This is a genomic window from Bradyrhizobium sp. Unk1 (genome assembly GCF_059512345.1).
The window spans coordinates 299,523-312,661 of record NZ_JCAMOP010000003.1; the positions used below are offsets into that span (position 1 = coordinate 299,523).

Sequence of the window (13,139 nt, forward strand, 5' to 3'; positions counted from 1 at the left end):
CACAAAAATGCCGGGCGCGCGGTTCCCGGTTCACGTGGTTCTGCGGTGATTCGGCTGGAGTTGCCGTGCGTTAGCGGCCGGTCGAGCCGAAGCCGCCGGCGCCGCGATCGGTCGCAGACAATGTCGCCACGGGAACCAGCGCGGCCTGCACCACCGGCGCGATCACCATCTGCGCGATGCGCTCGCCGCGCCTGACCACGAAGGGCGCCGTGCCGTGGTTGATCAGGATCACCTTGATCTCGCCGCGATAGTCCGCATCGATCGTGCCGGGCGAGTTCAGCACGGTGACGCCGTGCTTGGCGGCAAGGCCCGAGCGCGGCCGCACCTGCGCCTCGTGGCCGGGCGGCAGCGCGATCGCGAGACCCGTCGGCACCAGCGCATATTGGCCGGCGGCGAGCGTCAGCGGCTCGCTGTCGGAAACTGCGGCCATCAGGTCGAGGCCGGCGGCTTCGGAGGTCTGATAGGCCGGCAGCGGAAGGCCTTCGGCGTGGGCCAGTTGCTGCAGTTCGACCGTGACTTTCGTGCTCAAGATGCCGGCTCCCGGGATTTGTCGGTCACGCTCTTTGCGACATGCGCGACCAGCTCGATGGCGACCTGTTCCTTGGTCATCACCGGCCAGGAATCAACTGCGATCTCGCCGTCCTCCTCACCATTCTTGCGACTGATCAGATGCACGGTGTTGCGGTCGCCGCCCATCACGCCGGTCGCCGGTGAGACGTCGTTGGCGACGATCCAGTCGCAGCCCTTGCGGGCCAGCTTGGACTTGGCGTTGTCGATGAGGTGCTCGGTCTCGGCGGCAAAGCCGATCACCAGCGGCGGGCGCCGGTCGGTCAGCTTCGAGATCGTGGCGAGGATGTCGGGATTCTCGACCAGCTGAAGCGGCGGCATGCCGGCTGAGGTCTTCTTCAGCTTCTGCCCGCCCTCACTGGCGACCCGCCAGTCGGCGACCGCGGCCGCGAAGATCGCGATGTCGGCGGGAAGTGCCGCCTGCACCTGCTCCAGCATCTGCCGGGCCGACTCTACACGCTTCACCGTCACGCCCGGGGGATCGCCGAGATCGACCGGGCCGCTGACCAAAACCACCTCGGCGCCGGCAGCCTGCGCGGCGGCGGCGATGGCGAAGCCCTGCTTGCCGGAGGAGCGGTTGGCGATGTAGCGCACCGGGTCGATCGGCTCGTGCGTGGGACCTGCGGTGATCAGCACGCGCTTGCCGGCGAGCGGTCGCGGCACCGGCGGCCGCAGCAGGCGCTCGGCGGCAGTGGCGATCTCGATCGCCTCGGACATGCGGCCGATCCCGGCCTCGCCCGCCTCGGCCATCTCGCCGGAATTCGGGCCGATCAGCGCAACGCCGTCACGCTGAAGCTGCGTGACGTTGCGCCGCGTCGCCGCGTTGTTCCACATCAGCGGATTCATCGCCGGCGCCAGCAGAACCTTGCGGTTGGTCGCGAGCAGGATGGCGCTGGCGAGATCGTCGGCATGGCCATTGGCCATCTTCGCCAGGAGGTCGGCAGTCGCGGGCGCGACGACAATCAGGTCGCAGTCGCGTGCCAGACGGATGTGACCGGCGTCGAACTCGCTCTGCGGGTCGAACAGGTCAGTGTAGACGCGCTCATGCGACAGCGCGCTCACGGCCAGCGGCGTGACGAATTGCTGCGCCGCCTTGGTCAATACGCAACGGACCTCGATCCGGCGTTCCTTGAGCCGACGGATCAGGTCGAGCGACTTATATGCCGCGATACCGCCGCCGATGATCAGGGTAACGCTCGCCTCGGGAACGGCGCCGGTCCGTTGCGGCGTGGAGGTGGTGGATTGGGCCGGCGGCAGCGCAAACGGCGTCAGCGGCTCCTCGCGGCCCTCGATCAGCTCGCCGAGGATGACCCGGACCTCTTCCTCGACCGACCTGCGGTTCCTGGCCGAGCGCAGGCGCAAATAGGTTTTGATGCCCTCGTCGAGCTTGCGGATGGTCAGGCTTGCCATGACGCCCCTCCAGCACGGAATGATAGCGATGCTATCGTTTCCGTGATTGCAGTGCAATCAAAGATTCCGGACGGCGATCAGGATTCCGATGAAGGTGGCGGCAATGATCCAGAGCGCCACGGTGCGCCACCGGTTCTTGCGGCCCTCGCTGCGGCCCATCGCCGCGATGCTCTCCGGCGACAGCCGCAGGCCCTCCCGCGTCATGGTCTCCAATTGCTCGAGCACCACGACGGAGCGCTGCGCGATGTCGGGCAGGCGCATCAGCACGCGGGCGAGCTCGCCGGTGCCGGACAGCGCGCCCTGCACCCGGCCGATCGGTCCGAGATTGCGTTCGATCCATTCGCGCACCACGGGGTCGGCGACCTTCCAGATGTCGAGCTTGGGATTGAAGCCGCGCGCCACGCCTTCGACGACGACCATGGTTTTCTGAAGCAGGATCAGCTCGGGTCGCGTCGTCATGTCGAACAGGCCGGTGACCTCGAGCAGCAGCGTCAGCAGCCGCGCCATCGAGATCTCTTCGGCCGTCCGGTTGTGAATGGGCTCGCCAATCGCGCGGATGGCCTGCGCAAAATTCTCGACCGAGTGATGCGCCGGCACATAGCCCGCCTCGAAATGCACTTCTGCGACGCGGCGATAGTTGCGGGTGATGAAGCCGAGCAGGATTTCGGCGAGGAAACGCCGCTCCTTCATCCCGAGCCGGCCCATGATGCCGAAATCGACCGCGACCAGACGGCCGGCGTCATCGAGGAACAGATTGCCCGGATGCATGTCGGCGTGGAAGAACCCGTCGCGCAGCGCGTGGCGCAGAAAGCTCTGGATCACCTTGCGGCCGAGATCGGGCAGGTCGACCTGCGCCTCTTGCAGGCGCTTGTGATCGTTCAGCGCGATGCCGTCGATCCATTCCATCGTCAGCACATTGTGCGTGGTGCGGTCCCAGTCGACGGTCGGCACGCGAAAATCAGGATCGTCGCCTGTGTTCTCCGCCATCTCCGACATTGCCGCCGCTTCCAGCCGCAGGTCCATCTCCATCGCGACCGAGCGCGACATGGTGTTGATGACTTCGATAAGTCGCAAACGCCGCGCCTCGCTCGAATAGGTCTCAGCCTTGTGCGCGACGTAGAAGAAATCGGAGAGATCGCGGCGGAATCGCGAGGCCACGTTGGGCCGCAGCACTTTTACGGCGACCGGCTTGCGGATGCCGTCGCGCAAGACTTCGCCGCGATGCACCTGCGCGATCGAGGCTGCCGCGACCGGCGGGCCGAGGCTCGCGAACACGTCCTTGAGCGGACGCTCCAGCGAGCTCGCGATCGCGGCTTCCGCTTCGGCTTGCGAAAACGGCGGCAAGCGATCCTGGAGGCTTTCCAGATCACGCGCCATGACGACGCCGACGACGTCGGGACGCGTGGCCAGAAACTGCCCGAGCTTGAGATAGGCTGGGCCCATCCGGGTCAGCGCGCGCGTCAGCCGTGGTCCGTGCTTTGGACCGCGCCGTTCCACGAGGCGCGCAAGCTTCAGCGCGAGTTGCCCTGGCGGCGGCACCAGGGTCGGATCGACGGAACCGAACACGCCCTCGCGCGCAAACACGAACGCGGCGCGGATCAGGCGCGAAATGTGGGTAATGGAAGAAATCACAAACGCCAGCCCGAATGCAGCGCGACGATGCCGCCGGACAATGTCTGCCAGCCGACGCGGGCGAAGCTGGCGTCGCGGATCATGTCGGCGAAGGCGTTGGGTTTCGGAAACTTGCGGATCGATTCGACGAGATACTGGTAGGACTCGGCGTCGCCCGTGACCATGCGGCCGAGCGGCGGGATCACCTTGAACGAGAACAGGTCATAGATCCGGTCGAGCCCGGGCATTTCGACGGTGGAGAATTCCAGGCACAGGAAGCGGCTGCCGGGCCTCAGCACGCGATAGGCCTCGCGCAGCGCCAGGTCGATCCGCGGCACATTGCGAATGCCGAAAGCGATCGTATATGCGTCAAAGCTGCGGTCGGCGAAGGCGAGCGCTTCGGCATTGCCCTCGACGAAATCGACCTGGGTCTCGAGATGCCGCTTCGCAGCACGCTCGCGGCCCACGGCCAGCATCTCGGCGTTGATGTCGCAGACCGTGGCATGGAAGCCGGGACCTGCCGCCTTGGCAGCGCGGAACGAGATGTCGCCGGTGCCGCCGGCAACGTCGAGCAGCGCGAACGGCCGGTCACCCCGCGGCGGGTTGAGCGCGTTGATCATGATGTCCTTCCAGACCCGGTGCAGGCCACCGGACATCAGGTCGTTCATCAAGTCATAGCGCGACGCCACGCTGTGAAACACATCGTTCACCAGCGTCTGCTTGTCCCCCAAGGGAACGTCCCTGAAGCCAAAATGCGTGGTTTCGCCCGGCCGATCCATTACTCTACTCCACTGGGCGGACCATAGCGCGGCCGCCGCAATGGCGCTATCACACCGCCCTCATAAGGTGAATGCCTGACCATGCCTGAATTGCCCGAAGTCGAGACCGTCCGCCGCGGCCTTCAGCCCGTCATGGAGGGTGCGAAAATCCTCGTCGCGGAGGCCCGCAGGCCGGATCTGCGCTTTCCCTTCCAGCCCGATTTCGTGGCCCGGCTCCAGGGGCAGGTCGTCACGGGGCTTGGCCGCCGTGCAAAATATCTCATGGCCGATCTCGCCTCCGGCGATGTGCTGCTGATGCATCTGGGCATGTCGGGCTCGTTCCGTGTCATCAAGCCGGACAACAGGGCCGTGCCGGGCGAGTTTCACTACCCGCGGGCCAAGGACTCCACGCACGACCATGTGCTGTTTCGGATGTCCTCCGGCGCCGACATCGTGTTCAACGACCCGCGCCGCTTCGGTTACATGAAAGTGATCGCGCGCAACGCGCTCGAGGACGAGCCACTGCTGCGCGATCTCGGTCCCGAGCCGCTCGGCAACGAATTCGACGCGGCGATGCTGGCGCGGTCGTGCGAGGGCAAGACGACGAGCCTGAAGGCCGCGCTGCTCGACCAGCGCGTGGTCGCGGGGCTTGGCAACATCTATGTCTGCGAAGCGCTGCATCGCTCGCATCTGTCGCCGCGCCGCATTGCTGCGACACTCGCGACCAAGGGTCGCAAGGGTGTCGGCGGCGGCGAGCCGACCGATCATGCGAAGCGGTTGGTGGGTGCCATTCACACCGTGCTCAACGACGCGATCAGGGCCGGCGGCTCCAGCTTGCGCGACCATCGCCAGACCTCGGGCGAGCTCGGCTATTTCCAGCACTCCTTCAAGGTCTATGACCGCGAGGGCGAGACCTGCAAGACGCCAGGGTGCGGCGGCACCGTGAAGCGATTCACCCAGAACGGGCGCTCCACCTTCTGGTGTCAGAAATGTCAGAAGTGAGTGTGAAGGTCGAAGCCTGAAAAACGCGAAGGCCCGTAGCCCGGATGGAGCGTAGCGCAATCCGGGTCCAGACTTTCTGCAGAGAGACTTTCCCGGATTTCGCTTCGCTCCATCCGGGCTACAAGGGTCATCAAAAAACGCGAAGCGAAGCAATCCGGTCGGGCTGGTGGCCGGACTGCTTCGTCGCTTGGGCGCTTCGACCGGATAAGTGAAGAGCCCGCCTGGCGTCGGAGCGATCGCCCCGCTCAGGACGCCAGTGTCGTGGTCTCGTCCGCCGCGTGCTCGGCGGCGGCATGCAGCATCCCGTCCGCGACCGAGATGACCTGGTCGATCAGGACATTGGTCGTGGCTTCGAGCTCGAGCCGGGTCTCGATCCAGCGCCAGAGGCCGCGGATCTCGTCCGCCGACTTGCCGTTCGGCGCGAATTCGCTGACGGCGAGGCCGCTCGCGAGCGAGTCCTGATGGTCGTTGCGCATCACGATCAACGGGCGTGCGAGCACCTCGGCGAGATCGAGGGCGGCTTCCTCGGCGAGCGTGTTGGCGGCGTTGTCGATGCGCTGGCCGCGGATCGGCGCCTGGTTCAGCACGAAGCTGTAGGGCCGCTTCCAGGCGCGCGCGACGCTGAGCGTCGAGACGGTCGCCTCGATGTCGGCGACGCTCGGGCGGGCCGGAATCAGGCAGAGGTCGGAATGGCGGATCGCAGCGGTGGTCGCGGCGCTGAGGCCGGCCGCGGTGTCGACGATCGCAAGCTGCAGGCCGCTGTCGGCCAGCATCTTCAGGCGCGGCGCGATGTCGGCCGCGTGATAGATCGGCTCGACGACGAGATCGTCAGCGTGGCGGCGACGCAGCCAGTTGGACAGTGTACCCTGCGGGTCGGTTTCGATCAGGCGGACGGTGAAGCCGGCCTGCTTGGCCGCCAGCGCGAGGCCGATGGCAAGCGTGCTCTTGCCACTGCCACCCTTTTGGGTGGCCAGTACGATCGTGTGCATGGAAAGTTGAATCCTCTGGAATGCCTGGGGTCTCTGGGTAACGCCACGCGAACGTGCATCGCTTCTCGATGCTGAGCGCTACTCGCTCAGGACGTGCCCTGCCCGATCCAAAGGGGACCGCGGATGTCCGAATCAACGCTAATGATGATGGCAGAATCGGGAATGCCAGCTAATCCGTACCAATACTGGACCCGTCATCGCGCGTATGATGTGCTTGCCGCCGCAAATAAAAAGGGCAGGCGGCATGGGCGGAAACTGGCGCGACCGGACGGCAACGATCTTTGAATGTCAGAAGATGCCGGCGGTCTCGAGCCGCGGCATGGTGGTCAGCAACCATCCGCTGGCCTCCAGCGCCGGCGCCGAGGTGCTGGCGGCGGGCGGTAACGCCATCGACGCCGCGATCGCGACTCTGTTCACGCTGACCGTGGTCGAGCCGATGATGGTCGGCATCATCGGCGGCGGCATGGCGCATATACGTCTGGCCGACGGCAGCCACCGCTTCATCGACGGGCAGAGCACCGTGCCTGCGGCGGTGCGCGACACCACCTACACCTCCAGGCCCGGCTCGGCGCATGACGTGTTCGACACCGTCGGCAACGAGAACCTCAACGGCCCGAAGGCGGTCGCCACGCCGGGCTCGCTGAAAGCCTGGTGCGAGACGCTGCGCCGCTTCGGCACCATGTCGCTCGGCGACGTGATGCAGCCCGCGATCAAGCATGCCGCGCGCGGCTATGCGGCGACGCCGTATTTGCACGAATGCATCAGCGAGAGCGCCGCCGGGATGCGCAAGGACAAGTCGATCGCGGCGATCTATTTGCCTGATGGCGAGCCGCTCAAGGTCGGCGAACGCGTGGTGCAGGCCGAATATGCCGAGACGCTCCGCACCATCGCTGACCACGGCGAAAAGGCCCTCTACGAGGGGCCGCTCGGTGACATCCTCGTCGACTACATGGAAAAGGCCGGCGGCTTCATCCGCCGCAACGATCTCAGCGGCTACAAGACCGTCGAACGGCAGCCGATCCGCGCCGACTATCGCGGCTGGACCATCCTTGGCCCGCCGCCGCCCGCGGCCTCGGGCGTGCACATCGCGCAGATGCTGAACATTCTCGAGGGCTATGACATCGGAGGCCTCGGCTTCGGCACGCCGGAGACGATCCACTATCTCGCCGAAGTCCTGAAGATCGCCTTTGCCGATCGCGCCGCGGCCAGTGGCGATCCGGATTATGTCGGCGTCCCCGTGGAGCGGCTGACGTCGAAGGCCTATGCCGAGCAACGCCGCCGCGCCATCGATCCGGCGCGGGCGCAGGCCTGGGGCGCCGGCGTCTCGCAGCTCGAAGGCGCGCACACCACGCACATGACCGCCGCGGATGCGTTCGGCAACGTCGTCGCGACCACGCAGACCATCAACAATCTGTTCGGCGCCAAGATCATGATTCCGGGCCTGGGCGCCATCGCCAACAACTACATGAACCTGTTCGATCCGCGTCCCGGCCACGCGCTGTCGCTGGCGCCGGGCAAGCGCGTCACCACCTCGATGTCGCCGATGATGGCGCTGAGCGGCGGCAAGCTCCGCTACGCGCTCGGCCTGCCCGGGGGAAAACGCATCTTCCCCAGCGCGATGCAGGCGCTGGTCAATCTGATCGACCACGGCATGAGCCTGCAGGAAGCGGTCGAGGCGCCGCGCATCTGGACCGAAGGCAACGCGCTCGAAGTCGAGCAGAAGGTGCCGGAGGCCGTGCGCGCGAAGCTTGCGGGTCTCGGCCACAAGGTCCAGCCCGTTGCGACCGTGGCGGGCGGCATGAACGGCATTGCCTTCCACGACGACGGCACCATGACCGGCGCCGCCTGCTGGCGCGCGGATGGCACGCCGGTCGGGATCTCCGGCGGCCTCGCGCGCAGCGGTGTGCGGTTCAGGTTGAACTGATTGTTACTTCCGCACGCAGATCACGCGAACGACCGCCGCCTTCGCGTCCGTCGACGTGCCGTTCGCCGTGACACCGTTCGCCTTCAGGAAATCACGCACCGTCTCTGCAGACACCATCACCGCCTGCGACGCCGGCACCGATGTCGCAGGGCCCGCGACCATCGCCGGCTTCAACAGCGCGACGCCCGCGAATTTTCCGTCGCCGTCGATGGCCGGGCTACCGGAGAAGCCGACCGCCGGTGGCGGCGACAGTGCCGAGTCGCTGCTGGTGACCGGCGCCAGCGCGCCCTTGAGGCTTGATACACTGGCCGCACCGCCCTGGCTCTGCGGATCGGCGATGCCGATGACATCGACGCTCGTCTTCGCTGTGCCGCCGGTGAGGCTGAGCGGCTTCAGGCCGCGCGCGCCGTAGATGTGCAGCAACGCGAGATCGTGCTCCTTGTCCTCGGCGAGACGGTCGGCGCTGCCATAGCCGGCAATGGTGATCGCAAGACAGCTATCGGTGACGAGGCGGTCCGTGACAATCGCACCATCGTCGCTGACGACGATGCCGGTGCCATATTCGACGGTCTTGCGCGGCGGCGGCCCGGCCTGCGGTCCCGTCGGAAATGCATTGAACGCGCTCGACATCGCGATCACGACCGGCTCGACGGTGTTCTCGGTCGCCTGGTCGTAGAGGATCGTCATGGTGCGGACTTCGTCGCCCTTAAAGGTGCCTCGCACGTAGAATTTCTTGAGGCCCTGCAATCCCGACAGCACGAAGAAGTCGGGCTTCACCACGGTGTAGTCGACCTTGCGCCCAGACGGTTCCTTCTCCAGCTCGGCGAGTTTCGCCGTGGTCGGATTGGCTTCCTTGCGGCGGCTCAGCAGCACCTGCACCGTGCCGGTCGGCGACGTCCATTTCGAGCCGTTGGCATCGGTCGCCTGCTGCGGCACCAATTTGCCGGGGATGCCGAGCCGGGCGCCGCTGGCCGGCTCCATCACGATCTTCCAGCCGACGCTCTCCTGCTTGCGCCGCGCGGTCTCGGCGAGCGCGGCGCGCTCCTGCGGATTGAGCACGCCGGTCGGCTTGCCACCCTTGGCCTTCTGATATTCCTTGATCGCCTCGACCATGCGCGCGCTGACGTCACCGGTGATGGCGCCGTTATATTGGCCGACCCAGGCGAGGTCGGACTGGAGCGACAGCCGTTCCGCCTGCGCCATCGCATCAGCCGTGGCCGACGGCGTCTGCAGTGCGGGAGGCCGGATCGGCACGGTCTGGACCGGCTTCGGCTTGGTGCCGGGGACCTCTGACGTCGTCATCTGGGCGCTCGCGCCTGTGGCAGCCGCAAACATCAGTGTTGCCGCAAGCATCGATCTCATGACAAATCCAGCCAGCCCATTGAACGTGCTGCCATTGAAGCACATCTCGTTGGTCGCGAACAATGTTGGGGTGGTTCAGTTGGTGTAGGGGCCACGAACTCAGGCCCTCATCCTGAGGAGCGGCCGAAGGCCGCGTCTCGAAGGATGGCCGCAGGCGAGATCGGTGCCTTCATGGTTCGAGACGCGCGTTCCGCGCTCCTCACCATGAGGGTTTGAGAGAACGAAGGACGACGATGCTGAGCCCGGACGAACTCGAACGCTATGCCCGGCATATCGTGCTGCGCGATGTCGGCGGGCCGGGCCAGGCTGCGCTGAAGCGGGCCTCCGTGCTGGTGATCGGCGCCGGCGGGCTCGGCGCGCCCGCGCTGATGTATCTGGCGGCCGCCGGCGTCGGCACGCTCGGCGTGGTCGATGACGACGTGGTCTCGCTGTCAAACCTCCAGCGCCAGGTGATCCATACGACGCCCGATATCGGCCGACACAAGGTCGAGAGCGCGGCCGAGCGGATCTCCGCGCTCAATCCGCATGTCCGCTTCGTCGGCCATGCCACCTGGCTCAATGCCGACAATGCGCTGAGCATGATCGGAGACTACGATCTCGTGCTCGACGGCTCCGACAATTTCTCGACGCGTTATCTGGCCTCGGACGCCTGCTTCTTCGCGAAGCGGCCGCTGATCACGGCGGCGCTCGGCACCTTCGACGGCTCGCTCACCACCATCCGCGCGCATGAGAAGAACGAGCAGGGCGTGTTCAATCCGACCTATCGCTGCCTGTTTCCGGAAGCGCCGCCGCCCGGCACCGTGCCGGCCTGCGCCGAGGCCGGCGTCATGGGCGCGCTTGCTGGCGTGATGGGCTCGATGATGGCGCTGGAGGCGATCCGCGAGATCGTCGGCTTCGGCGACGGCCTGGTCGGCCGCCTCCTGATGATCGATGCGCGCGCGATGCGCTTCGAAACGCTGCGCTACGCGCGCGATCCGGCCAATCCGCTCAATGGCGATGGGCCTGTGTTCGACGACCTGAGCATCCACCGCGAATAGCGGGGTAAATTCACCGTCCGCGTTGCTCTTAGAAGGCGACTTTGAAGCCGATATGGCCAGCATGTCGGCGCTGGGCCGAGCGATTGTACGCTATACCTTTCCTCTAGCTTTGCGTGTGCTCACCAAGTTGGAAGTTGCGGCGTTTGTTGAAGCCATATTGGAGGGAGCGTCTTCTCGTACTCCGTCAAATAGTGCTCCAGCGGCTTGGCCGTTCCCGTTACGCGCAGCTCAGACGTGTTCCTGTTCACAATGATCGGAGCGTTCCCGACGAGCACCGCTGAAGGATTGCCATCATCGAGGAATTCTCTGGATTCATAGAAGAATACCCAGCCGTATGGCTTCGCGATTGTGAGTTCACGCACAATGCACGCCTGTCCCTCGCAAAGAATGTCCACCCAAGCGCTTGCAAGCGCTGCTGCCTTATCGAAGTCCATGGTACCGGCGTCTCGTCAATTTTGTGAAACGTCGCCAGCTTACGACACGGTTCAGCGGGCAAACCATATTTGGTCGACCGCAAGGCATTACGGCCACTTTGGGATCAAGACGATCTTTGCCGCGTATGAGTGCGGCGCTAGCGCGCCGCGCCTCTAGAGCATGCTCGGCAGCACGCGGTCCGGCGGCTTGTGCGCGTCGAGGAAGGTGCGGATGTTGATGATCACCTTCTCGCCCATCTCGACGCGGCCCTCGATCGTTGCCGAGCCCATATGCGGCAGCAGCGCCACCTTGCCGGCCTTGGCGAGCCGCACCAGCTTTGGATTGACTGCGGGCTCGTGCTCGTAGACGTCGAGGCCGGCGCCGCCGATCTCGCCGCCTTCGATCAGCTTGATCAGCGTGTCCTCGTCGGTGACCTCGCCGCGCGCGGTGTTGACGATGTAGGCGTCCTTGCGGATCAGCTTCAGCCGCCGCGCCGACAGCAGATGATAGGTCGCCGGCGTGTGCGGACAGTTCACCGAGATGATGTCCATCCGCGCCAGCATCTGGTCGAGGCTCTCCCAATAGGTCGCCCCTAACTCTTCGGCGATCTTCGGCGCCACGGGGCGGCGATTGTGGTAGTGGATCTGGAGGCCGAAGGCGCGGGCGCGGCGCGCGACCGCCTGGCCGATGCGGCCCATGCCGATGATGCCGAGACGCTTGCCGCCGATGCGGTGGCCGAGCATCCAGGTCGGGGACCAGCCGGGCCAGGGCTTTCCTTCGGTCAGGATCGAGGCGCCTTCGATCATCCGGCGCGGCACGGCCAGGATCAGCGCCATGGTCATGTCGGCGGTGTCTTCGGTCAGAACCTTTGGCGTGTTGGTGACGGTGATGCCGCGGGCATGCGCGGCCTCGACATCGATATTGTCGACGCCGTTGCCGAAATTGGCGATCAGGCGGAGCTTGCAGTCGGGCTGGTTGACGATGTCGGCGGTGATGTGGTCGGTGACGGTCGGAACCAGCACGTCGGCGGTACGCGCGGCCTCGGCGATCTGCTCGGCCGACATCGGCGTGTCCTCGAGATTGATCCGCGCGTCGAATAGCTCGCGCATCCGGGTCTCGATCGAGTCCGGCAGCTTGCGCGTCACCACCACGAGGGGCTTTTTCTTCACCGACATGTCATGCCCTCATGAGGCGCCGCAAGCCGCCTCTGTCGCCAAAGGCCGGCCGTTGAGGCCTCATTAACCCGGTTGTTCGACACTGCCTTTGCCGTGTCGTCCCCGGCGCTTCCTTCAAGCTCTCCCGACATTTCCGACCGGAAAATCGGGGCAAACTGGTTGTTCACGTGTCCGTCCTCTCTAGCAGAAGGCCGGGCCAAGACAAGAACCAGGGTCAAGGCTTCGGGAACACGAGAGAGGGGGCTTGCGCGGCAAGTTTGGAATTTTGGGTGAGGGCCCGGCTCGGCGGGGTCCTCGACAGGAGACGGGTTGATGGCGTTGGGGCGTTTTTGTTCGGTGATGGCGCTCGTTTGCACCTGGTTGAGCGCGTCGGTCAGCCCCGGTCACTCAGCGAAGGACACCACCCCCCAGACCGCGAGCGGCCTCCCGGTGCCGCGTTATGTCAGCCTCAAATCGGATCACGTGAATGTCCGCGCCGGCCCGACCAAGGACAATGATGTGGCCTGGGTTTACACCCGCTCCGGCCTGCCGGTCGAAATCACCGCCGAGTTCGAGAACTGGCGCCGGGTGCGCGATTCCGAAGGCGCCGAGGGCTGGGTCTATCATTCGCTGCTGTCGGGCCGCCGCACCGCGGTCGTCACCATGAAGCACAAGGACGACCTGGCGCCGATCTACGACCGCGCCGATATCGACAGTGCGGTTGCGGCCAAGCTCCAGGCCGGCGTCGTCACGCAGGTCAAGAAGTGCACTGCAAACTGGTGCCGTGTCACCGGCAACGGTTTTGACGGCTGGATCCAGCAGGAGCGCCTCTGGGGCGTCTATTCGGACGAGCAGGTGAATTGACGCGATAGAAGCGAGCTATTTGCTCCGGCGTCATGCCCGGGCATAGC

13 protein-coding genes are annotated in these 13,139 nt (G+C 65.7%); 5 read left to right on the forward strand and 8 right to left on the reverse strand.

The window, feature by feature from the left end:
- Positions 1–70 precede the first annotated feature (70 nt).
- The 4 genes from dut to ubiE are packed head-to-tail and all read right to left on the reverse strand — an operon-like array spanning position 71 to position 4,367.
- Complete coding sequence (gene dut, locus AC5ZFO_RS05575; RefSeq protein WP_282521638.1) at positions 71–529, reverse strand: dUTP diphosphatase; 459 nt, start codon at positions 527–529, stop codon at positions 71–73.
- Positions 526–1,977, reverse strand: coding sequence for a bifunctional phosphopantothenoylcysteine decarboxylase/phosphopantothenate--cysteine ligase CoaBC (gene coaBC / locus AC5ZFO_RS05580; protein WP_496121627.1), 1,452 nt, complete (start codon positions 1,975–1,977; stop codon positions 526–528). Before coaBC ends, dut begins: the two co-directional genes overlap by 4 nt.
- Positions 1,978–2,034: 57 nt before the next feature.
- A complete protein-coding gene (ubiB, locus tag AC5ZFO_RS05585; RefSeq protein WP_282521636.1) occupies positions 2,035–3,609 on the reverse strand; it encodes a 2-polyprenylphenol 6-hydroxylase in 1,575 nt (524 codons plus the stop codon).
- A complete protein-coding gene (gene ubiE, locus AC5ZFO_RS05590; protein WP_496121629.1) occupies positions 3,606–4,367 on the reverse strand; it encodes a bifunctional demethylmenaquinone methyltransferase/2-methoxy-6-polyprenyl-1,4-benzoquinol methylase UbiE in 762 nt (253 codons plus the stop codon). The genes ubiB and ubiE overlap by 4 nt, the downstream gene beginning before the upstream one ends.
- Positions 4,368–4,448: 81 nt before the next feature.
- On the opposite strand from ubiE, the gene mutM reads away from it, so the two are divergent.
- Positions 4,449–5,348 (forward strand): bifunctional DNA-formamidopyrimidine glycosylase/DNA-(apurinic or apyrimidinic site) lyase, encoded by a 900-nt coding sequence (gene mutM / locus AC5ZFO_RS05595; protein WP_282521634.1) that lies wholly within the window; start codon positions 4,449–4,451, stop codon positions 5,346–5,348.
- 245 nt (positions 5,349–5,593) lie between these two features.
- On the opposite strand, the gene AC5ZFO_RS05600 is transcribed toward mutM, so the two are convergent.
- The gene (locus AC5ZFO_RS05600) at positions 5,594–6,337 is read right to left on the reverse strand and encodes a nucleotide-binding protein (RefSeq protein WP_282521633.1); all 744 of its coding nucleotides are present in this window, start codon (positions 6,335–6,337) and stop codon (positions 5,594–5,596) included.
- Positions 6,338–6,460: 123 nt separating this feature from the next.
- Here AC5ZFO_RS05600 and AC5ZFO_RS05605 point away from each other — a divergent pair, with 123 nt between their 5' ends.
- The gene (locus AC5ZFO_RS05605) at positions 6,461–6,622 is read left to right on the forward strand and encodes a hypothetical protein (RefSeq protein ID WP_496121662.1); all 162 of its coding nucleotides are present in this window, start codon (positions 6,461–6,463) and stop codon (positions 6,620–6,622) included.
- Positions 6,582–8,261 carry a gamma-glutamyltransferase gene (ggt, locus tag AC5ZFO_RS05610; RefSeq protein WP_282521632.1) on the forward strand — a complete coding sequence of 560 codons (1,680 nt, stop codon included), beginning with the start codon at positions 6,582–6,584 and terminating at the stop codon, positions 8,259–8,261. Before AC5ZFO_RS05605 ends, ggt begins: the two co-directional genes overlap by 41 nt.
- Positions 8,262–8,264: 3 nt before the next feature.
- On the opposite strand, the gene AC5ZFO_RS05615 is transcribed toward ggt, so the two are convergent.
- Complete coding sequence (locus AC5ZFO_RS05615) at positions 8,265–9,623, reverse strand: serine protease (protein ID WP_282521631.1); 1,359 nt, start codon at positions 9,621–9,623, stop codon at positions 8,265–8,267.
- A gap of 233 nt (positions 9,624–9,856) precedes the next feature.
- Between AC5ZFO_RS05615 and AC5ZFO_RS05620 the strand changes: the two genes are divergently transcribed.
- Positions 9,857–10,660 (forward strand): HesA/MoeB/ThiF family protein, encoded by an 804-nt coding sequence (locus AC5ZFO_RS05620; RefSeq protein ID WP_282521630.1) that lies wholly within the window; start codon positions 9,857–9,859, stop codon positions 10,658–10,660.
- A 119-nt stretch (positions 10,661–10,779) separates the two neighbouring features.
- Here the strand turns inward: AC5ZFO_RS05620 and AC5ZFO_RS05625 are convergent, their stop codons facing one another.
- Positions 10,780–11,094: a YrhB domain-containing protein gene (locus AC5ZFO_RS05625; RefSeq protein WP_282521629.1), complete on the reverse strand. Its 315-nt coding sequence runs from the start codon at positions 11,092–11,094 to the stop codon at positions 10,780–10,782.
- Between the two features lie 153 nt (positions 11,095–11,247).
- Complete coding sequence (locus AC5ZFO_RS05630) at positions 11,248–12,249, reverse strand: 2-hydroxyacid dehydrogenase (RefSeq protein WP_014490950.1); 1,002 nt, start codon at positions 12,247–12,249, stop codon at positions 11,248–11,250.
- A 312-nt stretch (positions 12,250–12,561) separates the two neighbouring features.
- Between AC5ZFO_RS05630 and AC5ZFO_RS05635 the strand changes: the two genes are divergently transcribed.
- Positions 12,562–13,092, forward strand: coding sequence for an SH3 domain-containing protein (locus AC5ZFO_RS05635; RefSeq protein WP_282521628.1), 531 nt, complete (start codon positions 12,562–12,564; stop codon positions 13,090–13,092).
- Positions 13,093–13,139: the final 47 nt, after the last annotated feature.

Bases quoted from the DNA above. Each gene is read 5' to 3' on its own strand.
- mutM (WP_282521634.1), top strand. From the start codon at position 4,449: ATGCCTGAATTGCCCGAAGTCGAGACCGTCCGCCGCGGCCTTCAGCCC.
- ggt (WP_282521632.1), top strand. From the start codon at position 6,582: ATGGGCGGAAACTGGCGCGACCGGACGGCAACGATCTTTGAATGTCAG.
- AC5ZFO_RS05600 (WP_282521633.1), bottom strand. From the start codon at position 6,337: ATGCACACGATCGTACTGGCCACCCAAAAGGGTGGCAGTGGCAAGAGC.
- AC5ZFO_RS05605 (WP_496121662.1), top strand. From the start codon at position 6,461: ATGTCCGAATCAACGCTAATGATGATGGCAGAATCGGGAATGCCAGCT.
- AC5ZFO_RS05615 (WP_282521631.1), bottom strand. From the start codon at position 9,623: ATGAGATCGATGCTTGCGGCAACACTGATGTTTGCGGCTGCCACAGGC.
- AC5ZFO_RS05635 (WP_282521628.1), top strand. From the start codon at position 12,562: ATGGCGTTGGGGCGTTTTTGTTCGGTGATGGCGCTCGTTTGCACCTGG.
- AC5ZFO_RS05620 (WP_282521630.1), top strand. From the start codon at position 9,857: ATGCTGAGCCCGGACGAACTCGAACGCTATGCCCGGCATATCGTGCTG.
- coaBC (WP_496121627.1), bottom strand. From the start codon at position 1,977: ATGGCAAGCCTGACCATCCGCAAGCTCGACGAGGGCATCAAAACCTAT.
- AC5ZFO_RS05625 (WP_282521629.1), bottom strand. From the start codon at position 11,094: ATGGACTTCGATAAGGCAGCAGCGCTTGCAAGCGCTTGGGTGGACATT.
- ubiE (WP_496121629.1), bottom strand. From the start codon at position 4,367: ATGGATCGGCCGGGCGAAACCACGCATTTTGGCTTCAGGGACGTTCCC.
- AC5ZFO_RS05630 (WP_014490950.1), bottom strand. From the start codon at position 12,249: ATGTCGGTGAAGAAAAAGCCCCTCGTGGTGGTGACGCGCAAGCTGCCG.